The sequence below is a fragment of the Paraburkholderia humisilvae genome, from assembly GCF_902859855.1.
Classification (GTDB): Bacteria; Pseudomonadota; Gammaproteobacteria; order Burkholderiales; family Burkholderiaceae; genus Paraburkholderia; species Paraburkholderia humisilvae.
In genome coordinates this window covers 112,819-137,670 of sequence record NZ_CADIKH010000016.1, presented here as the reverse complement: position 1 = coordinate 137,670, position 24,852 = coordinate 112,819, and the positions used below count along the sequence as shown (strand labels likewise).

Sequence of the window (24,852 nt, the reverse complement as noted above, 5' to 3'; positions counted from 1 at the left end):
AAACCATGAAAAAACGCGGCGCGGCCATTGTCTGGCTCGCGCCGCGTTGATCCGCGGCTTGCCGCCGCGTCGTTAGCGGCAGGCTATGCCGGCGCGCGGGCGGCCCTCGGGCCGTTCCCGCGCAGCGATCGTCAAAGCCGTCAGAACGGCAGCTTCGCGTCCGACTTCTCCGCGAGAATCACGCGCCGGAAGTCTTCCTGGATGCGCTTCAAGGCGGCATCGCTATCGGCTTCAAAGCGCATCACGACGACCGGCGTCGTGTTCGACGAGCGCGCCAGACCGAAGCCGTCCGGGTACTCGACACGCAGCCCGTCAATCGTGATCACCTCGTCCGCCTGCGGGAATTTCGCGCTTTTTTGCAGACGCGCGATCAGCTCAAAGTTCTCGCCTTCCTGCAGCTTCAGCTGCAACTCCGGCGTCGAATGCGAGTTCGGCAGACTGTTGAGCAACTGGCTCGGGTCCTTCACGCGCGTGAGGATTTCGAGCAGCCGCGCGCCGGTATAGAGACCGTCGTCGAAGCCGTACCAGCGGTCCTTGAAGAACACGTGCCCGCTCATCTCGCCGGCCAGCGGCGCACCGGTTTCGCGCAGCTTCGCCTTCACGAGCGAATGGCCGGTCTTCCACATCAGCGGTACACCGCCCTTGTCGCGGACCCACTTCGCGAGGTTGCGCGTGCACTTCACGTCATAGATGATCTGCGCGCCCTTGTTGCGCGACAGCACCTCTTCGGCGAACAGCATCAGTTGACGGTCCGGATAGATGATCTGCCCGTCCTTCGTGACAACGCCCAGGCGGTCGCCGTCGCCGTCGAACGCGAAGCCGATTTCCGCATCGGTTTCCTTCAGCGCGCGGATCACGTCCTGCAGGTTTTCCGGGTGCGCCGGGTCCGGGTGGTGATTCGGGAAATTGCCGTCGATCTCGGTGAACAGTTCGACGAGCTCGCAGCCGAGCGCCTTGAACAGGCGCGGCGCCAGCCCGCCCGCGACGCCGTTGCCGGTATCGACGACGAGCTTCAGCGGCCGCGCGAGTTTAATGTCGCTGACGATGCGCTCGACGTACGCATCGGCGATGTCGTAATCGGCATAGCTGCCGTTGCCGGACTCGAACTTGTTGTCGACGATGCGCTTGTACAGCGCCTGGATCTGATCGCCGTAGATCGCCGCGCCGCGCAACACCATCTTGAAGCCGTTGTAGTCCGGCGGATTGTGGCTGCCGGTCACGACGATGCATGAATCGACGCGGCGCTCGCCGCCCGCGAGCTGCAACGGCACGCTCGCGGCGAAGTAGCCGACCGGCGTCGGCACCATGCCGACGTTGACCACGTCGACGCCGGCCGAGCGCAACCCTTCGGACAGCGCCGCGATCAGTTCCGGGCCCGACAGACGGCCATCGCGGGCGACCACGACCGCATCGCCGCCCTGCGCGCGCACTTCACTGCCGAAGGCGCGGCCGATCGAGCGCGCGGCATCGGCGTCGAGCGTCTTGCCGATCACACCGCGGATGTCATACGCCTTGAAAATCGATTGGGAGATCATGGATAGGCTCACTTACGTGCAATGGGAAATTTTGTCCGGCGCATCACGTGGTCGTCGTGTGCGCCCTTGCCGGAAGCGGTCCGGTTCCAACTTATAATTGCGTTTTTCAGCTGATGCCTGTCACTCTATTCTAATGCTTAGACGCGCCCCGATTGTGAAGTTGCGCCACTTGCGCGAGGAAATGGCCGGCCTCGCGGCACGCCTGCCCGCGCGCATCGCGCAAGCGGCAGCGTGCCGCGCACAGGCGGGCGCCGGATGCTGACGTGGAAGCGCTACACGAATCCGGACGTCACGCGCGCCTTCGCGAATATTGTCTGGCTCGGGCTTGAGCGGCTCACGCAGATCGCTGTCGCGATCGCGATCAGCGGCCTGCTCGCGCGCTACTTCGGGCCCGATGTGTTCGGCAAATGGCAGTACGCGAATACGCTGCTGCTCGTGCTCGCGCCGCTCACCTGGGTGTGCGGCGCCGAGATTCTCGTGCCGACCATCGTGCGCCGCCCGGCCGCCGAACTCGGCACGGTGCTCGGCAGTGCGTTCGCGCTGCGGCTAAGCGTCTCCGTGGCCGCGCTACTCGTCACATGGGCGGCCATTGCGGCGAACCGCACCGTGCACTTCACCGATCCGCTGGTCGGCACGATGCTCGCCGGCCTCGCGGTGACGATGCTGTTTCGCGAGCCGGTCGTCGGCGTGATCAACGCGTGGCTGCAAAGCATGACGTACAGCAAGCCGCAGTTGCTGACCAGCATGACGACCGCGGTGCTCAAGGCCGTGCTGGTCTGGCTGCTGGTGCGGGCGGCCGCTCCCGCGGGCAGCTTCGGCTGGCTGTGGGCGCTCGAAGCGGCGGCGATCGGCGCGGTGCTGGTCGTCTATTACATGAAGCGCCACGGCGGCACGCTCGGCTGGCACGTCGAGCGGCCGCTGGTGCGCCATTTCGCGAGCGCCGGCACGGTCTTCTGGATCGGGCTGATTTGCATGTACCTATTCCTGAAGCTGGACCGCCTGATGCTCGAGCGCGCAATTTCGTTTGCAGACCTCGGCCGCTATTCGGCGGCGCAGCAGTTGAACGAAAACTGGATCACGCTCGCGCTGATGCTTGCGCAAACCATTGCACCCGCGTTTGTCTACCGCGTCGACGACGCCACGCGGCTGCGCCGCAATATGTGGCGCCTCGCCGCGCTGACCTTCGCGGTGATGGCGGGCGGCGCACTGGTGCTCGACCTGCTCGCGGGCTTCATCATCCGCCACGTGTTCGGGCCGGCTTATGAAGGCGCAATCGGCATTTTTCGCTGGGCCGTGTGGCTATCCATACCGGCCGGCATCGAGGCGATCGGTAATCTCGTCGTGCTGAAATATCAGGCGAAGTTCGTGTTGCTGTCGAAATGGCTGCTCGCGCTTGCCGTCGCGTTCGGGGTCAATCTGTTCGCGATACCGCGTGCCGGTGCGTACGGTGCGCTGATCGGCCTTGCGGCCGGGTATCTGGCGGCGGCATCGGTCAATCTTTATTACATCCGCTTGAAACTGGGCTCATGAAGTCTTCGTCCGCATCGGCACGCGCGCCGCACCCCGCCCCGCCGCACGCCCCTCAGCACCCGCCTGAGGCCGCCGCGCCGAACGGTTCGGCTGCGCCGCACGGCGCTTCGCTTGCCGATGTCGCGGTACTGATGCCTGCCTACAATGGCCAGGCCGATGTCGAGCGCACGCTCGCATCGTTCAGCGAAAGCGCGCCGGTGCACGTGCTGATCGTCGACGACGGCAGTACGCCGCCGCTCGTCGCGCCGTCGCTGCCGAACCTGTCGGTCGAGATTGTGCGGATGCCGCAAAACGGCGGCATCGAGCGCGCGCTGCAAGCGGGCATCGAAGCGCTTGCCGCGCGCGGCTTCCGCTATGCGGCACGAATCGATGCCGGCGACCTGACCGTCCCGCAACGGCTCGCGAAGCAGCGCGCCTATCTGGAAGCCCATCCGCACGTGGCCGCGCTCGGCATGTGGGCGCAAGTCGTCGCGCTCGACGGCACGCCGCTCTTTATGCTCGCGCCGCCCGCCGAGCCGCACGCGATCCGCCGCATCCGTTTTCTGCGCGCATGCTTCGTGCACCCTTCGATGATGCTGCGCATCGATGCGGTGCTCGCGGTCGGCAACTACCGCGTCGCATACCGTTCCGCCGAGGACCTCGATCTGTTTCTGCGTCTGATGGAGCGCTACGACTGCGCGAACCTGCCCGAGCTCGGTCTTTACTACGAGCTGAACGAAAGCGGCATCAGCGCGACGAAGCGCCGCCGCCAGATCGCATCGACGCTGCGGCTGCAACTGCATTATTTCAACGCCGCGAATCCGTACGACTGGCTCGGCCTCGCGAAAAACCTGCTGCATTTCGTGACACCATACGGCGCGCTACGGCGAATCAAGCGCGTTGTCTTTGCCCGCGACCCACAGCCCCGCGCAGGCGGTTAACGCCCACACGGCCCTTGTCATCTGGTTGCTCACTCAACCTTTCCACGTCTGCCGACCCGCGACTTCATGAAGCCACGCATCGAGCGCCCCGCCGACCTTCGCGTCATCCTCGTCTGCAATACGTCGTTTGCGATCTATACGTATCGGCAGGGGCTGATCCGCACGCTGGTCGAGCGCGGAGTTCAGGTGACGGTGATCGCGCCGCGCGACCGCACCACTGAGTTGCTCGTGCGCATGGGATGCCGTTTCATCGAGCTCGGGGTCGCATCGAAAGGCACTAACCCGCTCGCCGACCTCCACACGATGTGGCAGCTCGTCCGGCTGTACCGGTCGATCCGACCGCACGTCGTGTTTCACTACACGATCAAACCGAACATCTATGGATCGGTTGCGGCGCGGCTCGCGGGTGTCGCGTCGGTGGCCGTGACGACCGGTCTCGGTTATGTTTTCATCCAGAAAAGCCGCGCCGCGGAGGTCGCCAAGCGCCTCTACCGCTTTGCATTCCGCTTTCCGCGCGAAATCTGGTTTTTGAATCGCGATGACGAAGCGGCGTTCATCGAGCAGAATCTGCTGGTCTATCCTGAGCGGGCGCGGTTGCTGCATGGCGAAGGCGTCGATCTCGTGCAGTTCGCGCCGGTGCCGCTGCCCGAGCGTGCGTCGCGTGCTGAGTTCGTTTTCGTACTGATCGGCCGGCTGTTGTGGGATAAAGGTATCGGCGAATATGTCGAAGCGGCACGGCAGTTGCGCGAGCGATACCCGCTTGCGCGCTTCCAGCTGCTCGGGCCGCTGGGGGTCGATAATCCGAGCGCGCTGTCGCGCGCCGACGTCGACGCGTGGCAACAGGAAGGCATCGTCGACTATCTCGGCGAAGCGTATGACGTGCGGCCGGTGATCGCCGCCGCCGATTGCGTCGTCCTGCCATCGTATCGCGAAGGCGTGCCGCGCACGCTGATGGAAGCGGCCGCGATGAGCCGGCCGATTGTCGCGACCGACGTGCCCGGCTGCCGTGAAGTGGTCGAGCACGGTGTCAACGGCTTGTTATGTGACGCGCGTAGTGTGAACAGTCTTGCCGGACAGCTCGCGCGGATGCTCGACATGAGCGACGCCGAACGGCGTGCAATGGGCGAACGCGGCCGACAGAAAGTCGCGTCCGAGTTCGATGAGCGGCTCGTCATCGAACGCTATAAAGACCTGCTGAACAACCTGACGGGCGTTTCACTTTAACGGAGCAAAGCATGGCGATAAAGGGCACGATTCTGGTAACGGGCGGCGCGGGCTATATCGGTTCGCACACCTGTGTGGCGTTGCTCGACGACGGCTACGACGTCGTCGTGATCGACAACCTCGTGAACAGCAATCGCCAATCGCTCGAACGTGTCGAGCAGATTACCGGCAAGCGGGTCGCGTTTTACGACGACGACGTGCGCGATGCCGCAGCCCTCGAGCGTATTTTCGAGCGTCATCCGATCACCGGTGCAATCCACTTCGCCGCGTTGAAGGCCGTCGGCGAATCGGTCGCGAAGCCAATCGAGTATTACCAGAACAATATCGGCAGCCTGCTCACCCTGCTCGACGTGATGCGCAGGCGCAATGTGAAGCAGATCGTATTCAGCTCGTCGGCCACGGTATACGGCGTGCCGCAAAGCTCGCCGATCGACGAGTCGTTCCCGCTTTCCGCGACGAACCCGTATGGCCAGTCGAAGCTGATCGCCGAGCAGGTCCTGCGCGACGTTGAAGTGTCGGACCCATCGTGGCGCATCGCGACGCTGCGCTATTTCAACCCGGTCGGCGCGCATGAGAGCGGCCTGATCGGCGAGGCGCCCGGCGGCATTCCAAATAATCTGATGCCCTATGTCGCGCAAGTGGCGGTCGGCAAGCGCGACAAGCTCAATGTGTTCGGCGGCGACTATGACACGCCGGACGGCACGGGCGTGCGCGACTACATTCACGTCGTCGATCTGGCGCAAGGGCATATCAAGGCGCTCGATGCGCTTGCGAAACACGATCAGAGCTTTGTCGTGAATCTGGGCACGGGCCAAGGCTACAGCGTGCTCGACGTGGTGCGCTCGTTCGAAAAGGCGTCGGGACGGCCAGTGCCGTATGAGATTGTCGCGCGGCGGCCCGGCGATATCGCGCAGTGTTTTGCGAACCCGGCGGCCGCCGAGCGCCTGCTCGGCTGGCGCGCGCAGCATGGCATCGAGCGGATGTGCGTCGACCACTGGCGCTGGCAGGAACGCAACCCGAACGGGTTCGCGTAACGCCCGTCGCGCGGAGTGCGCGGAGTGCGCGGAGTGCGCGGCTCCGATGATGCCGCGCACTCCGCGCACGGGTTGGTCGGCTCAGCGATCAGCCCTGTTCCGGCAGCATGAAGCTGACTGACGACTTACCCGCCGCCACGCGTCCGTAGACCTCGTAGCACGTGTCGATGTAGATGCCGCCGTGCATGTACGCGACGCGCACGTCATGCCAGATCCGGCTCATCGGCGCGTTGCGATTGATAAACGCGGTCCCCGACGCGCCCGCGAGCTGATCCACGCCCTCCCAGATCAGCCGGCTCGCAAAGCCGGCATCGCGCCAGATGCGTGCGCGCTGTTGCGCGCTCATCTTCTCGCGTCGTTCCGTGCTCGTTTCCAGGATCCGAATCGCTTGCCGGAGGATCGATTCGGCCGCATCGATTTTTGCGGTTGCCTCGCCGATCCGCAGATGGGTGACCGTCGCGTCGTCCTGCTTTTCGTAGATCGTAAACGCGATGCCGCGCGTGCCGATCTTTTCCATAAAGAGCTCGACCGCCGCCCTGGCCATGCCCACCATCGAGCAGACGAGCCGAATCGCCAGCGTCGGCACCATCGGCATCCGGTAAGGCAGCATATCGGTCAGATGCGTGGCCGCGTAATCGTCCTGCACCGTGCGGCTCATCGACACGATCCGCTCGTCGGGCACGAACACGTCCTTCACGGTCACGCTCGTGCTGCCGCTACCGCGCAGGCCGATCGTGTCCCAATCGTTGAGCAGCGTGATCTCGGATACCGGCAGCAGCGCAGCGCCGCGGCCGATCACCGTGCCCGCGTCGTCGACCAGCGGGATGCCGAGCTGATCCCATTGCGAGTGGTAAACGCCGGTGTTGTACATCCACAGGCCGTCTTCGATCACGTAACCGCCGGCCACGCGCCGGGTCTTCGCCTTGCGCGGCCCGAGCGCGCCGCAGATGCGCACGTTCGGGTTTTGTCCGAACACCTGGTCGGCCACGTGCTTCGGGTACGACACGGCGACGAGCCACATGCCCGTCGAGATGAGCCCCAGCGTCCACGCGGTCGCGCCATCGCCCCGCGCAACTTCGATCAACGCGTCGAGATAGGTTTCGTAAGAGACCTGCAGGCCGCCGTACATCTGCGGACGGACCATATCGAACAGGCGTGCCTTCTGCAGATCGGCGATCGTCGCGTCGGGCAGCTTCGACAGCGCGTCCGTCTCCGCTGCACGCGCGCGCAATGCGGGAACGAGCGCCGCCGCGGCGGCGACGACGTCATGGCTGCTGTTGCCGGCGGATCCGGCCACATGGGCCGCTTGCGCGGCCGTTGCCGGCTTCGCCGTGTCAATCGTACTCATGCTGACTCCTGATGGGAGCCGCCCTGCCGTCGGAGACCCGGGCAAAGCGTGCAAATTGGGCCAAATCGAGGCCAAAACGCGCAATAAGCGCGGCAGGCGGCGCCATCCATTTTGCGTAGGTCTTCCGCCTGTTTTCACTTAACGCCCGAGGCCGGCCAATATTCCTGCTTTTCCCTATCGGCGAATCGCTCCTCGCGACAGGTAAATGGGCAATGCGGGCCCATGCGGGGAGCTTTACGGAGGCGATGCGGAATAGCGCCGTGCGTGAACTGTTCCAGAGGGATAGCCAATCAGCACGTGAACCCGATGACTATTCGCCTCGCCAAAATCATGATGACCGCGATGCTCGCCGCATTCGCAGGCGTCGTCACCTTCGACAACCTTGCCGACTACGGCTCGAACTACAGGTTCGTCCAGCACGTGCTGAGCATGGACACCACCTTTGCACACAACGCGCTGCTTGACCGGGCGACGACCAATCCGGTGTGGTGGCAACTGAGCTACGGGTTGATCATCGCCGGCGAATTCATGACGTGCCTGCTGCTCGTCGCCGGTTCAGTCGTGCTGTGGCGCAAGCGTCATGCGAGCGGCGCGCGGTTCAACCACGCGAAAGGCTGCGTGGTCGCGGGCTTCGCGGTGGGATTCCTCGTCTGGTTCTTCGGCTTTATGGTGATCGGCGGCGAATGGTTCGCGATGTGGCAGTCGAAGATATGGAACGGCCAGCAAGCGGCGTTCCGTTTCTATGTCGCTATTACTGGCGTGCTGGTCTTCGTCAATCAGCGCGATGAGGATCTTTTGAGTTAATCGCCGCTCGGTTCGGAATGCCAATTCATCGCGGCCCTTCGCGGCCGGCGCAGCGCCATTTATCGTATGTAACGCGTGCGCCGACACATTGTCCATACGCTCACCCGATAGACCGCCCTGCCAGATGACTTGACTGTGCTGCGCAACTGATGTTCTGCAACTGGCATTCACGCTGTTCATGGTAGTTCGTCGCGTTAGCTGCACGGAATAAAGTGTAAGCACAACGTGTTTTTCATCGAACAGCGGCGCCCGTCGACCGGCGGGCGCTAAACGCGACGACAGAGACTCAATCCCAGTCCGACCATGCAGACAATCAGCTATACGAGCGCCGGCGGCAACCTCTCCAGCCGCCGTCAATGGACCGAGGAGATGGCAAACCGATTCGGTCTGGATTGCAGGCTCGATACCACGCGGGCCGGTCACTCAATCTTCACGCAATGGCGGGCAGGCCCGTTAAAGCTCACCGATGCCGAACTGGCGTGGCTACGGCTGTCGCCGGTGATGCAGCGCACGCCGGTGTGGCTTGGCGAATATATGCTGCTCAAGCAGGTGGAAAGTGGCTCGATGACAATCGAACAGAACGGCAACACGCATCGCATCGACGCGGGCGGGATTGTACTGGTCGACCCGGCACGAGCATTCCACGATCAATATCGGGAGCCGACGCGCATTATCTCCCTTCGCATCCCGAAGCAATCGCTGCGCGACCGTGGCATTCGCTATACGTTGAACGATCTGTATTTCCCCGACCTGAAGTCGCCCGACGTCGCCGCGGTACGCGACTATGTGTCATTCACCGCGCGGCACGCGTACGCGATCAGCACCAAACTGCTCGATCGTCTGGGCGACCAATGCCTCGAATGCTTCGACATCGTGATCGGCGATGCGCCGAGTCAGACGCAGGCTCGCTCCGCCGCCGCGCTCGCGTTGCGCGCGCGGCAGGTTATCGCGCGCTCGATCGGCGACCCCGATCTGACTGTCGCGAAGATCGCCGAGGAACTGAATGTCTCCGCCAATTATTTGAGCCGCGTGTTTCGGTCCGAAGGACGCTCGCCGATGCGCTATGTATGGTCGGTGCGCCTTTCGCATGCGGCGCGACTGCTCGCCGAGACACCGGTGGATCGCGTGATGTCGAAGGAAATCGCCTTCCGTTGCGGCTTCTCGAACGCATCGAATTTCAGCCGCGCATTCAAGGAAGAATACGGCGTCGCACCGTTGACGTACGCGCGCCGCGCACACGACGCGACGGGCAAGGCCGGCGAAAGTGAAAGCGAAAACGAAAGCAAAGGCGAAAACGACCCCGACGCACCGGCTTCCTGCACATAACGCACAGTCAAACCACCGCGACCGCGCAGCGGCGCATACCACGGGCGCCATAGCCGCTCACACTGATGGAATCCACCGACGCCCTTATCGCGCTCGATGCGCTCGCGCAAGAGTCGCGGCTCACGGTTTTCCGGACACTCGTCCAATTCGGGCCGGCGGGCTTGTCTATCGACAAGCTTGCGGCGTTCATCGACACCCCCGTCCCTTCGCTTTCACCGCATCTGCGGCGTCTGCTCGACGCGAAACTGGTGTCGCGCCATCGGCACGGCCGCTCGGTGATCTATGTGGCGCGCTACGACGAGATCAACGCGCTGCTTGTGTACCTGATGGGACGCTGCTGCGCCGGACAAGCGTGCGGGCCCGTTGCGCTGAAGTCCGAAAATTTTCTATAACGCACGCTTCGGACTGCCGCCGTTCGCGCGGGACCCAACCTGATTCATCATCCCTGCTCCCGCGCGCCCGCCTTGATAGGCGCGGACACACGCGGAACAGCGTCGGCGCGCGAACGGATGTACCCTAAACCTTCGTTTAGCCGCGCACTACGCCCGTAGACTTCCATCGCCCGGGTTGCGCATATATCTTGCGTAGAACCGGGCGAAACGCACCTGCCGACGACGCGCTCATACGAGCGTCGCCGCGTATCCTGTCTTCACGAAGCAACCACACAAGCGAGGGACGACAATGGATCCGAGCGCACTTGAACTTTCCCGTATTCAGTTTGGGTTCACGGTTGCGGTGCATATCATCTTCCCGGCACTGAGCATCGGCCTCGCAAGCTTTCTCGCCGTCCTCGAATTCGCCTGGCTGAAAACGGGTAAGCCGCATTACAAGGAACTGTGCCACTACTGGGCGAAGATCTTCGCGATCGGTTTCGGTATGGGCGTGGTGTCCGGCGTGGTGATGGCCTATCAGTTCGGCACCAACTGGTCCGGCTTCGCGCGCTTCGCCGGCCCCATCTCCGGACCGCTGCTCACCTATGAAGTGATGACCGCGTTCTTTCTCGAAGCCGGCTTTCTCGGCGTCATGCTGTTTGGCTGGGAAAAGGTCGGACCGAAACTGCACTTCGGCGCGACACTGCTGGTCGCGCTCGGCACACTGATGTCGACGTTCTGGATTCTGGCGTCGAATAGCTGGATGCAGACGCCGCAGGGTTTCATCATCGAGAACGGGCACGTGGTGCCGGTCGACTGGTTCAAGGTGATCTTTAATCCGTCGTTCCCATATCGCCTCGCGCATATGGCGATTGCCGCGTTTATTGTCGCGGCGCTGGTGGTGGCGGCGACGGGCGGCTGGCATCTGCTGAAGGGCCGGCGCGATGCGGCGGTCAAGACCACCTATTCGATGGCGCTGTGGCTGCTGCTGGTTCTCGCGCCAATCCAGGCGGTGGTCGGCGACCAGCACGGTCTGAACACGCGCAAGTACCAGCCGGCGAAGATCGCCGCGATCGAAGGCCTGTGGGAAACCGAGCACGGCGGCACGGCGCTGAACCTGATCGGCTTTCCCGATATGAACGCGGAAGTGACGCGCTATGCGATCCAGATTCCGCACCTGGGCAGCCTGATCCTGACCCACTCGTGGGATGGCGAAATCAAGGGCCTCAAGGAGTTTCCGAAGGAAGACCGGCCCAACTCGTCGATTATCTTCTGGACCTTCCGCATCATGGCGGGCCTCGGCTTCCTGATGATCTTCACCGCGCTGATCGGCGCCGCGCTGCGGCGCGGCGGGCGCCTGTTCGAAACCCGCTGGTTCAACTGGCTGACCGTGCTGATGGGGCCGGCCGGTTTCGTCTCGCTGATTGCCGGCTGGATCACGACCGAGGTCGGGCGTCAGCCGTGGGTGGTGTATGGGCAACTGCGCACATCGGACGCGCTGTCACCCATTACACCGCAGGCGGCCGGCATCTCGCTGCTGATCTTCGTGATCGTTTACTTCCTCGTGTTCGGCACCGGCGCTTTCTACATCCTGAAGCTGATCCGCATCGGCCCGCAGGCCGGCGACGAACGCACGCCGGCGTCCGCCGCGCAGTCGCGCGACGACCCGGCAACCGGCCGACGGCCGCTTGCCGTGGCCGAATAGCAGCGCGCTTCGAGCGATCGAACCGCCCTCGGTCTTTTAACGAATCACTGACGAAACACACTGCAGCGCAGTCGCGGTTTCGCCCGCTGCGTACCAACGAAGCACCAACGCCACGCACGGAGGGTCGCATGGTCATCACCACGATATGGGCCGCAATCATTGCGCTCGGCATTTTCATGTACGTCGCACTCGACGGCTTCGATCTCGGCATCGGCATCATCTTTCCGTTCTTCCCGGACGAAGGCGAACGCGACATGATGATGCACACGATCGCGCCCGTCTGGGACGGCAACGAGACCTGGCTCGTGCTAGGCGGCGCCGCGTTGCTCGCGGTGTTTCCAGCGGTCTACTCGATCGTGCTGTCGGCGCTTTATCTGCCGATCATCTTTATGCTGATCTGCCTGATCTTTCGCGGCGTGTCGTTCGAGATCCGCGGCAAGGCGACGCGCACCAAAAACCTGTGGAACCTCTCGTTTGTCGGCGGCTCGGCCGGCGCGGCGTTCTTTCAGGGCATGATTCTGGGTGCCTATCTGCACGGCATTCCAACCACCAACGGTGTGTTCTCCGGCGATCCGTTTTTCTGGGTCACCCCATTCGGCTTCCTGGCCGGCATGGGGCTCATGATCACTTATGCGCTGCTCGGCTGCGGGTTTCTCGTGCTGAAGACGAGCGGCGATCTGCAAAGCCGGATGCACGACCTGATCGGCCCGCTCACGCTGGTGCTGCTCGGCTTTATCGCCGCAGTGTCGATCTGGACGCCGCTCACCGACCCGCATATCGCCGCGCGCTGGTTTGAGTCGCCGTTTCGCTACCGGCTCTATCCGGTGCCAGCGCTCGTGCTGATCGTCGCGGCCTTGATGTATCGGGCGGTGAAACGGCGCAGCGACGGCATGCCGTTCATCCTCGCGCTCACGCTGGTGCTGCTCGGCTACATCGGCTTGCTCGTCAGCATCTGGCCCTACGCGATTCCGAACACGATCACACTCGCCGATGCGGCCGCGCCGCGCTCGAGTCAGGTGTTCACGTTAGTGGGCGCAGTCATCATTATTCCGATCATCACCGCGTATACCACGGCAGGTTACTGGGTATTTCGCGGCAAGGTCGAACCCGGCGCACGTTACGAGTAGCCGACGCAATCATTTCGCACTGCAAGGTGACGACCGCAACACGCGCCGAAGGAGATCGATCATGCCGGAATCTATCATTGACCCATCCGTCAAACACACTGCGGAACAACCGGTGGAAGCGTTCGTCAGGCAGGCGGCCATGCAGCTTGCAATTCAGCCTGCACAACGACGCCCCCCGCGCCCCGCACGACCCGCGGCCCGGCCGCGCACGCTGGCGAACCAGATCATGTGGCTCGTCATTCTGTGGTGCGCGGGTTTTGGCGCAACTTTTCTCTTCGTGCTGCCATTCCACCTGCTCGTGCAGTGGGCGGTGCACCGCTGACCGGCGTCGCCGCCTCTCGCACCGTCACGTCCGGGTCGCATGCAGGCGTACGTGTGTTTCGAAAATCCATTGGCAATCTCGAAAGAGGCGCGCAGCGCCTCTGCATAACATTGCTTCTCTTAATCCCGACACGTAGGAAGGGGGCACCATGGCAGAAAGGAAATCGATTCGCGTCTATCGCGAACCGGCCGGCGGCTGGGGCGCGCTAAAGGCGACGGGCAAGGCGCTGGCCGAACAGGGCATTCCCGTATTCGGGGCACGCACGCTGCTGCGGATGAACCAGCCGGAAGGCTTCGACTGCCCGGGCTGTGCGTGGCCCGATCCGAAACACACGTCGTCGTTCGAGTTCTGCGAAAACGGGGCGAAAGCGGTCGCGTGGGAAGCGACCTCCGCGCGCTGCACGCCCGAGTTCTTCGCGAACCATACCGTGACCGAGCTCAGCGCGTGGGAAGACTTCGACCTCGAGATGGTCGGCCGTCTCACCCACCCGATGATGTATGACGCGGCGTCCGACCGTTATGTGTCGATCTCGTGGGACAACGCGTTCGCGCTGATCGCCGCGCATCTGAACGCGCTCGACTCGCCGAACCAGGCCGACTTCTATACGTCGGGCCGCGCATCGAACGAAGCGGCGTTTCTCTATCAGCTGTTCGCGCGTGAATACGGCAGCGGCAACTTTCCCGATTGCTCGAATATGTGCCATGAGGCGACCAGCGTCGGCTTGCCCGAGTCGATCGGCGTCGGTAAGGGCACTGTGCTGCTCGAGGACTTCGATCACGCGGATGCGATCTTCATCTTCGGACAAAACCCGGGCACGAACAGTCCGCGGATGATGACGAGCCTGCACGACGCAGCGCGACGCGGCGCTCGCATCATTTCGTTCAACCCGTTTCGCGAACGCGCACTCGAGCGCTTCCAGGCGCCGCAAAACCCGATCGAGATGGTCACACTAACGTGGACCGCGATCAGCAATCCGCTGTATCAGGTGCGCGTCGGCGGCGATGTCGCCGCGTTGAAAGGCATCATGAAAGCGATCGTCGAAGCCGACGACGACGCTATCGCGAACAACCAGCCGCGAAAAATCGACGTCGATTTCATTCAGGCTCATACGCTCGGCTTTGAAGCGCTGGTCGACGATCTGCGCAAGACAGGCTGGGACGCGATCGAGCACAACTCCGGCCTGCGGCGTTCCGACCTCACCGCGGTCGCGAACGTTTACATGGAAGCGAAGAACGTGATCCTCGTCTATGGGATGGGGGTCACGCAGCACCATCGCGGGACCGAGAACGTCCAGCAAATGGCCAACCTCGCGCTAATGCGCGGCAATATTGGTCGGCCAGGCGCGGGCGTGTGCCCGGTGCGCGGCCATTCCAACGTGCAGGGTAACCGCACGGTCGGCATCACCGAGAAGCCCGCACAGGAATGGCTCGACCGCATCGAACAGACGTTCGGCTTCAAGCCGTCGCCGCAGCACGGGCGCGACGTCGTGGCGACGCTCGAAGCGATGTTGTCCGGCGACTGCAAGGTGTTCATCGCGCTGGGCGGCAACTTCGCCACGGCGATTCCCGACTGGCCGCGGCTGCAAAAGGCGATGCGCAATCTCGCGCTGACCGTCCATATCGCGACGAAGCTCAACCGCAGCCATCTCGTGCATGCGAAGGAAGCGCTGATTCTGCCGTGCCTCGGACGCACGGAAGTCGACATTCAGGAGACCGGGCCGCAGTCGATCACTGTCGAAGACTCGATGTCGATGGTGCATGCGTCAGCGGGCATCAACGACCCGGCGTCCGAGCATCTGATGAGCGAACCTGCGATCGTCGCCGGCATCGCGCGTGCGACGCTCGGCGACAAAACGACGGTGCCGTGGGAAGCGCTTGTGGCCGACTATGACAGCATTCGCGACGCGATCGAAAAGGTCTTCCCGCAGTTCGAGGCGTACAACGCCCGTATTCGCGTGCCCGGCGGCTTCCATTTGCGGTCGACCGCGCGCGAAAGGATCTGGGCGACGGCGACCGGCAAGGCGAACTTCGCGGTGTTCGAAGGCCTCGATGAAGACCCGTGGCATGGCGAAGACGACGGGCTGTGGCTCACGACGATGCGCAGCCACGATCAGTACAACACGACGCTCTATTCACTGTCGGACCGCTATCGCGGTGTGTTCGGCCAGCGCGACGTGGTATTCGTCAACGCGCAGGAAATCGCGAAGCGCAATCTGCATCCGGGCGACCTCGTCGATCTCGTGTCGCTGTCGAACGATGGTATCGAGCGGGTCGTGCGCAATCTGAAGGTGATCGAGTATCAACTGCCCGACGGTTGCTGTGGCGCGTACTACCCGGAGGCCAATCCGCTCGTGCCGTTGTACGCGTACGATAAGCGCAGCCGCACGCCGTCGTACAAGTCGGTGCCGGTGCGGATCGCCAAGTCCGCGCGCAATATCGTCTCGGGTGCGTGGGCCCCGCAGTCGTGACGCGTAATGGGTGAAACGCAAGCGCAGGCGGGTCGTCGGCCGGTCACGGCCGCGGTCCGCCTGCGGCATCGGCCTCGCTACGTCTGATCGCTGCATCCGCCGCGCTGGCCGGTGATGTTCCTATACAGGGCTCACCTCGCTCATGAAGCGCATCTCCGCCGCCGCGCGAAGCAGATGGGTCCGCACCCCGACCAGCGACTCCGCATGCAGCGGCGCCTGTTCGGGCTCGATCATCGATAGCGCGGTTTCCGCGGCATTGATCGCGAGAGACAGCTTGTTGGGCAGCACGCATACGACGCCATCGGCAATCCGCTCGACGTAAGGCCCATTAGGATGCTTGCCGCCGCTCATCGCCGCGCTTTCAGTCTTTTGCGCGAGATACAGCGTGCGTTCGTTCGCCGCCGCATGCAGACCCGGCAATAACGACTTCAGCGCATTCAGTTGCGCATGCAACCGGGTCGGATCGACCACGGCGCGCCGGCCGTTGTCCAGCAGCGGGTCCGCGCCATGCGTATAGAGCAGGACTGGTGAACCATCCGCTTCATACTGCGGCGCGATAAACAATTGCGCATCGGGAATCACGATGCTCGCATCCGGTACACGGCCGCGCATCGCCAGCACCTGACATGCGCGCGTTTGCACGGACACGGTCTTACGCACGTGCGGCAGCATGCCGACCAGCTCCGGCGTGCCCGCGCCCGCGCACAGCACAATGTGATGTGTATCGAGCGTGCTGTCACCCACACGCATCTGGTAGCCGTCGTGACCCTCGTCAATCGCGTCGATCGTACCGAACTTCAGGAAGGCCCGGTTGCGTTGTACGAGCTTCGCGAGCAATTCCCGACCATCGAACATCGCGTGCGAAAAGCGGTAGATATGCGCGAGGTGGTTGCCTTCGAGTGCCGGCGGACACGCGGTCACTGGCACATGGTGCAGATCGCACAGCGTCCATACGCGGGTCCACGCGCTCGGATCGCCGACAAAGCCGACATACGACTCGGTCGAACGCACGTTGATGCGCAAGCGCCGCATCAGTTCGCGCCACTTCGGATACGCGTCGTGTAACTGATTGATCAGTTCACGCTCGGCATAGAAGTGACCTCGATGGAGATAGAACTGCGAACGCAGCGTCTGACCATCGCCGACGCGCGGTAGCCGATCGATGCAACATGCGTTTAATCCGCGCGCTAGCGCCTGATCGAGTAGCAACAGTCCCTGAATTCCTGCTCCGACAATTACACAATCGTACTTCACGTCAATTCCCCTTTCGAACGGCGAGTTGGCCCGATGCAACCCATCGTACAAGCCAACAATGATGGGAAAGTGAGGAGCATGAATCCGTTTCGATTGGCGTTCAGGCGGCGGGCTCCGCCGGCTCGTCGTTCCGTGTCCGCTCGTTCTGCGCGAGTTCGCTGTTCCTTCTGAACGCGGCGGTATCGATGCGCCGTTTCAGGCGCTTGAGCGTGTTGCCCGCCGCACACGCGGAGACGCGGTTGACGAGCGCGAACAGATTGCGGTCGCGGCCTTGCGCTAGCGCGGCCGTCCTGCCGCCAATGCCGACCTTCATCAGGCAATGCATCGCATGTCCGCCGCGCGGACCGTCGACATCCTCGAGATGCACGGTGACGTGCGAAATGCGGCGCGCGATGCGCGCGAACGTTTCCTTGATCCGCTTATGCACGTGTTCGCGAAGCGCGTCCGATTCGGTACGCGACAAGTGCAGCCCTGAAGTCTGAATGCTGATCTCCATCACAATCTCCTGTTCCGTTTCGTACGCTGACGGGTGTCAATCTACGGGGCAACGCACGGCAGGAATAGTCGAATTTTTCTGATGATCGGTTCGGTCCTTGCGAAGTAACGCATGACGGCCCGCCGGCGCGGGTTCGTACGCGCTCCCGACGCGCGCATGCGGTGCTCACTTTCATCTCATTCTCGGCTTCTACGATGCGTTCCATCGACGAGCCATGCCTGTTTCCGCTTCCGCGGACCATGCGCAATAACCGTTTCCGATGCGCGTCGACCGAATCGCAGCGCTCGCTTGCGCCGCGCCGCGAGTCTCACTGGGTGATAGGAGAACATGATGTTTGCGTATTTACTCGAAAAGCTGGGCGAATGGATCGAACGTGCCGAACATCGGCGCCGCCATGACTATCTTGCACAGGCATCGGACCTCGTCGACCTCGAACGGCGGATGCGCTCGCTCGAGCGCAACGGCTACCCGTACTGAGCGACGTGCGGGCCGCGGGCTGAATCTCACGCCCGCGCTTGCCGCTGCAGAATAACGTTGGTCTTACTAAGGATCGCCATGAAACAAGAGTCGCTATCACACTGTCCCGATCGCACCGACGCAGCGGTACTGCGTGTCGGTTTCGAAACCCGTTCGCGCGCGACACGAGACGGCCAATCGGAACGCCACATCCGTTCGCCGAGTGATCCGGCAGTAGGTCTTTTCGCACGCTTATGTATTTCCGTCAGGCGTGTTTTCACGCGCAACGCGCCGGATGACGGATCTCCGTGCGATGTCGAAGCGCGCCTGCTCGAACTCGAGACGCACAAGTTGAACACGCAGCATCTTGGCAACCTGCGGGACTAACCATCGGCGCTACGCGTCATCGGTTGTCTTGCCCCGCGCTTTTAACAGACCATTCCGTTACGGAATCGCACGGTTTTTCGTTTTCGACAGGTTACTTTTCCATAGCGATATAAACGGGCGGCGTGGGGGCGTAACATCGACACGACCGCCAGTCTCAAAGCAACGCGTCGCCAGCCTGCGACACGGCCGAACCCTGGTCTGACCTATGGCCTGACGATCATCAGCGGTCCCTTCTTGCATCGACAACGATCGAGTATCTTTGTGACCGTGACCGGCAGACCATGATCCCGCTCTTTCAAGCGTCTCATCGTGATCACCGCTGGTGGGAAGCATGGGCGCGCTGGATGCGCGCCGACCTGGCCCACCCGTCTGACTTTCTGCGCCGGCTGGCGCTTGGATGGGCCGGTGGAACCATCGCGCTCGGTGTGATCGGTTTGGTCTGCTACAAACTTGGCCTTGACGCGGTCGCTGCCGAATCGATTTTCCTGATCGCGATCGTGCTGATCTCGCTGGTGGGCAGTTTCACGATGTCGATCGGGCTATGCATCGTCGCCGTGCTGTATATCGACTTCTTCTTCATCAAACCGACACTGACTTTCGATATCCAGTACAAACAGGACATCCCCGCGTTGCTGACGTTCAGCATCGCGTCGCTGGCGATTACCGGGCTTGTGCGGCACGTGCGCATGCTCGGCGAAACGCAGATCGAGCAGGCGCGTCTGCTCGATCTCACGCACGACACGGTCATCGTGCGCGATATGGACGGGGTGATCCTGTTCTGGAATTTCGGCGCCGAAGAAATGTACGGCTGGCGAAAACGCGAAGCGATCGGCAAGATCATCCATACGCTATTGAAAACGCGCTTCCCCGTTTCGCTCGACGATGCGACCGACACGCTGCTGCGCACCGGACGTTGGGAAGGCGAACTGATTCATACGCGCTGCGACGGCACCGAGCTCGTGATAGCGAGCCGCTGGTCATTGCAGCGCAACGGCAACGGACGCGCGCTCGCGACGCTGGAAACCGGCAATGACGTCACGGCGCGCAAGCAGGCCGAACAGGCGCTGCGGCGCAGCCAGGCCACCTATCTCGCCGAGGCGCAGCGCTTGAGCCGCACGGGCAGCTTCGGCTGGAACGTATGGAGCGGCGAAGTGGTCTGGTCCGAGCAGACCTTCCGCATCTTCGAATTCGACCCGCACGTGGTGCCGACGCTCGAACTGGTGCTGCAGCGCGTGCATCCTGAAGATGTCGAACGGTTTCGCAATACGATCGGCGATGCGTCGACGCATAAGCAGGATTTCGACTTCGAATTCCGTCTGGTGTTGCCTGATGGCGCGATTAAATACCTGCACGTGGTCGCGCACGTGATGAAGGACGAGCCGGAACGGCTGCACTATGCCGGCGCCGTGATGGACGTGACCGAGGCGAGACAGGCGGAGCAGCAGTTGCATCATGCGCAATCCGAACTGGCGCGGGTGACGCGCGTCACCACGCTGGGCGAGCTGTCCGCGTCGATCGCGCACGAAGTCGGCCAGCCGCTCGCGGCGATCGTGACAAGTGGCGAGGCATGCCTGCGCTGGCTCGAGCGTCAGCCGCCGGAGCCCGACGAGGTGCGCGCCGGCGTCATGCGGATGGTCGGCGAAGGCCGTCGCGCGACCGAAATCGTGCGACGTATCCGTACGCTCGCACGAAAGGATACCGGGCAAAAAGTGCCGCTCGGTTTGAACGATGTGGTCAACGATGTCATTTCGCTCACGCAGCGCGAAGTGCTGAGCCACCAGGTACCGCTGCGCGTGCGACTCGCGCCGCTGCTGCCGCCGGTACTCGGCGACCGTGTGCAACTGCAGCAGGTGCTGATCAATCTTGTGATGAACGGAATACAGGCGATGGACGGCGTCACCGGCTGGGCGCGCGAATTATCGATCGAAACGGGCCTCACGCCCGACGGCAATGTGCGGCTGACGGTGCGCGACTGCGGCACCGGCATCGACCCGCACCACGCGGAGCGGCTGTTCGATGCATTCTTCAGCACGAAACCGCACGGGATGGGCATGGGACTGTCCATTTGCCGCTCGATCATCGATTCGCACGGCGGAAAGATCAAGGTGTTCAACAATGAAGCGCACGGGGCAACATTTCAGTGCGTGTTGCCCCCGCTTGCAAAAGAAGCCGCGTGAACCGCGGCGCATGGAATTTTTTTTCCAGCCGGTATTGCTTTCGCTGCAAAAGCGAAACAACTACTATCTATACTGCATGCAACGATAATCATTTATTGAACAGGCAGCGGCTTCGTGTACCGTTCACGGTCGACCGCTGCAGTTGGAGGGACACATGAATTCGCAGCAGTTGAATTCGGCTTCGACTGGCGTGGCGGCGCAGGCGGCGCCGTCAGTGGTCTATGTGGTCGACGATGACGAAGCAATGCGCACCGCGCTTGGCGCGTTGCTGCGCTCAGTGGGCTTGCGCGTCGAAACCTTTGCGTCTTCGCGCGCGTTTCTCGATTACCCGAAGTCCACGGTGCCGAGCTGCCTCGTGCTCGATGTCCGGCTACGTGGCGAAAGCGGCCTTGCGTTTCAGGAGGAAGTGGCCAAGACCGACATGCGCATTCCGATCGTGTTCATGACCGGACACGGCGACATTGCGATGTCGGTGAAAGCAATGAAGGCCGGCGCGCTCGATTTCTTTACGAAGCCCTTTCGAGACCAGGACATGCTCGATGCGGTCGCCCATGCGCTTGCGCAAGACGCGAAGCGTATCGACGCCGAACACGCGGTCGCATCGGTGCGCTCGTGCTACCACACGTTGACGCCGCGCGAACAGCAGGTGATGGAGTACGTGGTGGTGGGCCTGATGAACAAGCAGATCGCCGCGGAAATGAAACTGAGCGAGATCACCGTGAAGATTCACCGCGGCCAGGTGATGAAGAAGATGGAAGCGCGCTCGGTGGCCGATCTGGTCAGGAAGGCCGAAGCGATCGGTATCGGCACGCACGGTGAACGCGCATCCTGACACATGCCTTGTGGTTTCGTTACGGAGAACCGAGCGCCGTGGTCAGCCAGTGCGCGATGACGTTTGCGTCGATCGGTTTTTCCAGCAGTGCCAATGCGCCTTGCGCCTGCGTTTGCGCGTGCAGAAACGCGGTGGGAAAGGCGGTAATGAAAATGGTGGGCGGCGCGTAACCTTGCTTTAACAGGCAGTCGTGCAATTCAATGCCGGACATACCCGGCATACGAATATCGGAAATCAGAAACGAAGTTTCGTCGACACGTCCGGAATTGAGGAACGCCTCTGCGGACGCAAAATCGTTGACATCCCAACCGAATGAGCGAATGAGGCTTGCAGTTGCGAGACGGACAGCGTCGTCGTCATCGACAATGCTAACAAGGTGGGACGTATCCACGCGGCGGACCCTGAGTTTCGAAAATAACTCCGCAAATTTACGGATCCAGGCCGTGCCATTTTCTCTTTTGCTTTCAAGAGAATAGATCGCGGGATGCGGCCCGCAAATCATACAAACGTATAGCGCGGCCGCCTATTAGCGGTGCTACGTAGACGAGCGCGGCGCCGTGCAAGCGGGCCTCCGGCGCTAAGCCATCGTTAAGCTATTCCAATTACATAATCCTGCAAAGTCGATCATCACGCGCTTCTTGTGCAAAGCGATAAACCGATCGATTAATGCGCGGCCGCGTGCATGTCGTGAATGAGAATCGCCGCGACTTTTGTCATTGAATCGATGCTTCACTGCAGCGAATACGACCGACTGCAAAACCAGCCGTCGGCTTTACGTCGTCGCGGAGAACGACAGAAGCCGCCGGCCGGAGGCCACTCAAAATCAGTTGCCTGCTTCGTGCTTCGTGAGGTTGTTCTTCACCGACTTGACGCCTGCCACGCTCTGCGCCGCGGTCGTCGCAACCGGGATCATCGATTCATCCTCGACGGTCCCGTCAAGCGTGACGACGCCATGCCGCGCAACGACGCGGATATCGGACGATTCGACCTTATGCGTCGTCAGCGCATGACGCACTTGCGCTTCGAGCTTGTGGTCGGCGTGCCACTTCTGCTCGTGGGTCGGCTTCGCCGCGGGCGCGGAAGCCGCCGCGGTGTCGTCCTGAGCCTGAACGGCTTCAAAGCCAACGGATAACATCAGAGCAATACTGGTACCGACCAACATCTTTAACGGCTTGTTCACATGGACCTCCATCGTTGCCAAGGGTGATTTCTGCGGGCGTCGAACACGCCCGTTTCTTTGCTGCTGATCTTCGATTGCTTCTTGTCACGTGGTTCTTTTTTCGAGAACGCTAGCCTGTACCCGCTTCGTTTGCGCGTTTTGCGCGCTTATTACCATGTCCCGCTTCGATGTACTTCAAGGATTACCGGTTCAACCTCGTGCTGCTTTATCATTCGATCGGCGCAACCAGCACGCACGCCGCGAGCATCATCGAGCCGGCGTTGGCCGGCGCGAGCCGATAGTGCGAAGGGCGATAGACCACGTCGCCACGATGGATCCGCTGTCCGCTCAGTGCGCAAAAGCCGTCGCTCGATGCGCGCGCGATGCGCCACACCTGGTCGCCGTAATGGCACGAGGTGGCGTCGCCCCACGTGACGATGGCCGTTCTGCTGGTCGGCCGCTCGAGCACCTTGATCTTCGCGTCGCGTTCGCCGGCCGCGCAACCTGCCGCCGTCACGCGTCGTTGCACGTGACGGCTTGCGGGAACCGCGTCGTATCGTGTTCTTTCCGCCGTTCGGGACAGCGAGTGGAGCAGACCTAACGTCTGCGACCAAGGATCGGTCCGGCTGTGTTTCGCATGCATCGAGCGGTCCCTCCATCGTTGCTCGTGGAGGTCCTCGCGCGGTGCGCTTCGCGAAGGCCACGTCTGTCAGGCGGTCCCGCTACGTTAACGCGATGTCCGTCCGACGGCCATTCCACCAACGTGTGCCACGGTGATACGAAAGTTTAGGCGGGATGTGGGATTGGGATAACGGCGATCGCTAAACGGTCAGTTCGCCTTCCTGAGTCGAACGCGCGGCGACCGGCACGCCGCGCAGTTCGCGCTCGAATGGACGATCGGCGTCGCGTACACCGGTGTCCGCACGCCGCGCGAATGCCGCTTCGCATTGCCCGAGCAGCCAACCGCAGCATGCCCAGAACATCAGCGCGGTCGACTGCCACATGAAATCGTCCGTCATATTTTTCGCGAGCATGCCGAGCAGCAGCGCAAGACCCGCCCGGCAAAGGAACGGACGTGTGGCGCGTAGTGCGAGAAAGCGCCATGCAACGCTCGCGAACAGCGCGAGTTGCAACGCGAGGCCAACCACGCCGGTTTGCAGGAGCGTATTCAGAAACAGGTTATGCGCGTGCGTTTTTGCGTTCTCGTCGAGCTTGAGCAGCGACGCGGGAATCAGCTTTCCATACGCGATGGACGGCAGCGGCTTGCCGAAGCCGACGCCAAGCCATGGATGGTGGTGCAACTGGCTGATGTAGAACGCCCAGATCTTCGGGCGTGTGTCGGTGGAGGTCATCACGTCGATGCGGCTCAGGCGGCGCAGGCGGTCGAGCAGATCGGCGGACGACGCCGTGTTGGGGTGGCGAGGAGATTGCGCGGACTCGGTGCCGGTTGCGTCCGGCGCGGGCTGTCCGTTGCCGGTGGGCAGCATGATGTGGCCTGGCGTGGCGGCGGCAGCGGTAGGAGCAAAGGTCATCAGGCGCACGCGGTTGCTGAACACCGTCGCGCAGGCCACCGCGACCAGCAGCGTGCCGAGCACCAGATAGTCACGGCGACGCTCGGCCCACACGCCCGCACGTGGCCAGAGCAAGACCACCGCGACGACGGCAAGCGCGATCCAGAAGAAACGGTTGAGGGTTGCCGCGCCGATCACCACGCAAAAGAGGACGCCGACGATGCCGATCGCCCGGGTGGCGCGCACCGCTGCCATCGCCGCAAAAACGGAGATGGCCATCAGCGCGACCGTGCTCGTGTGGCCGACCCGTGCGTAGAAGTGCAGAAGGCCCGGCTTGGGTGCGGCCGGGTCAAGAAAATGAAAGCCGACGACGCTTGCGACCGCAAGCGCGCCGCACGCCAGCCACGACGCGGCTTGCATCCGGCGTTGATAGACTGCTTCGCGGCCGAGTAGCCAGAACGCATAAAAACACACCAGCGGATACGCGATCTCATCGAGCCACGCATGCAACGTCGCTTCGGCGTCGACGCTCCAGAAAGCGGAGAGCAACGCCCATGCTGCCCACAGCCCAAGCGGCACGGACAACGGGAAACCGATCTCCTGCGGAGCGGAGAGCAGCGATTGAACGACGAGGAAGAGGATGATCGCGCCAACCAGACCGATACCGGCGAATTTGATCGCCGTCATGTGATCGAACATCATCACGAATAGCAGAACAGCGCACACGCCCGATAAGACTTCCCCGACCCAGGACCTGAGCCTTAGGTTCACGATGTCAGATTTTCCTAGTGTTTTCGGTTGGGGGTGGATTTTACGGGATATGCAAGACGGTTGCGTGTCGGGGGTATTGACTTCTTCGGGCAGAGC

The 24,852-nt window shown here is 62.5% G+C and carries 22 protein-coding genes; 14 read left to right on the top strand and 8 right to left on the bottom strand.

Annotated features, from left to right (window positions below; genetic code table 11):
* Positions 1–140: 140 nt before the first annotated feature.
* Positions 141–1,535 (bottom strand): phosphomannomutase/phosphoglucomutase, encoded by a 1,395-nt coding sequence (locus HV796_RS18720; RefSeq protein ID WP_175227979.1) that lies wholly within the window; start codon positions 1,533–1,535, stop codon positions 141–143.
* A gap of 255 nt (positions 1,536–1,790) precedes the next feature.
* On the opposite strand from HV796_RS18720, the gene HV796_RS18715 reads away from it, so the two are divergent.
* The 4 genes from HV796_RS18715 to galE all read left to right on the top strand — a co-directional run bounded on the left by HV796_RS18715 (position 1,791) and on the right by galE (position 6,243).
* Positions 1,791–3,065, top strand: coding sequence for an oligosaccharide flippase family protein (locus tag HV796_RS18715; RefSeq protein ID WP_175227978.1), 1,275 nt, complete (start codon positions 1,791–1,793; stop codon positions 3,063–3,065).
* A 131-nt stretch (positions 3,066–3,196) separates the two neighbouring features.
* On the top strand, positions 3,197–3,985 hold the full coding sequence (locus tag HV796_RS18710; protein ID WP_246355925.1) for a glycosyltransferase: 789 nt from the start codon (positions 3,197–3,199) through the stop codon (positions 3,983–3,985).
* A gap of 66 nt (positions 3,986–4,051) precedes the next feature.
* Positions 4,052–5,209 carry a glycosyltransferase family 4 protein gene (locus tag HV796_RS18705; protein WP_175227976.1) on the top strand — a complete coding sequence of 386 codons (1,158 nt, stop codon included), beginning with the start codon at positions 4,052–4,054 and terminating at the stop codon, positions 5,207–5,209.
* Positions 5,210–5,220: 11 nt separating this feature from the next.
* Positions 5,221–6,243, top strand: a complete 1,023-nt coding sequence (gene galE, locus HV796_RS18700) for a UDP-glucose 4-epimerase GalE (protein WP_175227975.1) — start codon at positions 5,221–5,223, stop codon at positions 6,241–6,243.
* A gap of 88 nt (positions 6,244–6,331) precedes the next feature.
* Here galE and HV796_RS18695 read toward each other — a convergent pair whose 3' ends face one another.
* Positions 6,332–7,591: an acyl-CoA dehydrogenase family protein gene (locus HV796_RS18695; protein ID WP_175227974.1), complete on the bottom strand. Its 1,260-nt coding sequence runs from the start codon at positions 7,589–7,591 to the stop codon at positions 6,332–6,334.
* Positions 7,592–7,897: 306 nt separating this feature from the next.
* Here HV796_RS18695 and HV796_RS18690 point away from each other — a divergent pair, with 306 nt between their 5' ends.
* The 7 genes from HV796_RS18690 (at position 7,898) to HV796_RS18660 (ending at position 15,713) form a co-directional block, all read left to right on the top strand.
* Positions 7,898–8,395 carry a DUF2165 family protein gene (locus HV796_RS18690; protein ID WP_175227973.1) on the top strand — a complete coding sequence of 166 codons (498 nt, stop codon included), beginning with the start codon at positions 7,898–7,900 and terminating at the stop codon, positions 8,393–8,395.
* A 369-nt stretch (positions 8,396–8,764) separates the two neighbouring features.
* On the top strand, positions 8,765–9,721 hold the full coding sequence (locus tag HV796_RS18685; protein WP_217477935.1) for an AraC family transcriptional regulator: 957 nt from the start codon (positions 8,765–8,767) through the stop codon (positions 9,719–9,721).
* Positions 9,722–9,786: 65 nt separating this feature from the next.
* The gene (locus tag HV796_RS18680; protein ID WP_175227971.1) at positions 9,787–10,113 is read left to right on the top strand and encodes an ArsR/SmtB family transcription factor; all 327 of its coding nucleotides are present in this window, start codon (positions 9,787–9,789) and stop codon (positions 10,111–10,113) included.
* A 289-nt stretch (positions 10,114–10,402) separates the two neighbouring features.
* On the top strand, positions 10,403–11,797 hold the full coding sequence (locus HV796_RS18675; RefSeq protein ID WP_175227970.1) for a cytochrome ubiquinol oxidase subunit I: 1,395 nt from the start codon (positions 10,403–10,405) through the stop codon (positions 11,795–11,797).
* Between the two features lie 128 nt (positions 11,798–11,925).
* Entirely contained in the window at positions 11,926–12,924 is a 999-nt protein-coding gene (cydB, locus tag HV796_RS18670; RefSeq protein WP_175227969.1) for a cytochrome d ubiquinol oxidase subunit II, read from the top strand.
* Between the two features lie 61 nt (positions 12,925–12,985).
* Positions 12,986–13,246: a hypothetical protein gene (locus HV796_RS43390; protein WP_217477934.1), complete on the top strand. Its 261-nt coding sequence runs from the start codon at positions 12,986–12,988 to the stop codon at positions 13,244–13,246.
* A gap of 148 nt (positions 13,247–13,394) precedes the next feature.
* Positions 13,395–15,713 carry an FdhF/YdeP family oxidoreductase gene (locus HV796_RS18660; RefSeq protein WP_175227968.1) on the top strand — a complete coding sequence of 773 codons (2,319 nt, stop codon included), beginning with the start codon at positions 13,395–13,397 and terminating at the stop codon, positions 15,711–15,713.
* 120 nt (positions 15,714–15,833) lie between these two features.
* On the opposite strand, the gene HV796_RS18655 is transcribed toward HV796_RS18660, so the two are convergent.
* Together HV796_RS18655 and HV796_RS18650 are read right to left on the bottom strand one after the other, a co-directional pair.
* Positions 15,834–16,967, bottom strand: a complete 1,134-nt coding sequence (locus HV796_RS18655) for an FAD-dependent oxidoreductase (protein ID WP_281369795.1) — start codon at positions 16,965–16,967, stop codon at positions 15,834–15,836.
* Positions 16,968–17,067: 100 nt separating this feature from the next.
* Positions 17,068–17,463 (bottom strand): HPF/RaiA family ribosome-associated protein, encoded by a 396-nt coding sequence (locus HV796_RS18650; protein ID WP_175227966.1) that lies wholly within the window; start codon positions 17,461–17,463, stop codon positions 17,068–17,070.
* A gap of 327 nt (positions 17,464–17,790) precedes the next feature.
* On the opposite strand from HV796_RS18650, the gene HV796_RS18645 reads away from it, so the two are divergent.
* The 3 genes from HV796_RS18645 (at position 17,791) to HV796_RS18635 (ending at position 21,315) form a co-directional block, all read left to right on the top strand.
* Positions 17,791–17,940, top strand: coding sequence for a DUF3563 family protein (locus tag HV796_RS18645; protein WP_377693960.1), 150 nt, complete (start codon positions 17,791–17,793; stop codon positions 17,938–17,940).
* 647 nt (positions 17,941–18,587) lie between these two features.
* The gene (locus HV796_RS18640; RefSeq protein ID WP_175227964.1) at positions 18,588–20,483 is read left to right on the top strand and encodes an ATP-binding protein; all 1,896 of its coding nucleotides are present in this window, start codon (positions 18,588–18,590) and stop codon (positions 20,481–20,483) included.
* A 154-nt stretch (positions 20,484–20,637) separates the two neighbouring features.
* A complete protein-coding gene (locus HV796_RS18635; RefSeq protein ID WP_175227963.1) occupies positions 20,638–21,315 on the top strand; it encodes a response regulator transcription factor in 678 nt (225 codons plus the stop codon).
* A gap of 19 nt (positions 21,316–21,334) precedes the next feature.
* On the opposite strand, the gene HV796_RS18630 is transcribed toward HV796_RS18635, so the two are convergent.
* The 4 genes from HV796_RS18630 to HV796_RS18615 form a co-directional block, all read right to left on the bottom strand.
* The gene (locus HV796_RS18630) at positions 21,335–21,817 is read right to left on the bottom strand and encodes a response regulator transcription factor (protein WP_175227962.1); all 483 of its coding nucleotides are present in this window, start codon (positions 21,815–21,817) and stop codon (positions 21,335–21,337) included.
* A gap of 321 nt (positions 21,818–22,138) precedes the next feature.
* Positions 22,139–22,495, bottom strand: a complete 357-nt coding sequence (locus tag HV796_RS18625) for a BON domain-containing protein (RefSeq protein ID WP_246355920.1) — start codon at positions 22,493–22,495, stop codon at positions 22,139–22,141.
* Positions 22,496–22,703: 208 nt separating this feature from the next.
* On the bottom strand, positions 22,704–23,003 hold the full coding sequence (locus HV796_RS18620) for a DUF3331 domain-containing protein (protein WP_217477933.1): 300 nt from the start codon (positions 23,001–23,003) through the stop codon (positions 22,704–22,706).
* A 292-nt stretch (positions 23,004–23,295) separates the two neighbouring features.
* Entirely contained in the window at positions 23,296–24,672 is a 1,377-nt protein-coding gene (locus HV796_RS18615) for an O-antigen ligase family protein (RefSeq protein WP_175227960.1), read from the bottom strand.
* Between the last annotated feature and the right edge of the window lie 180 nt (positions 24,673–24,852).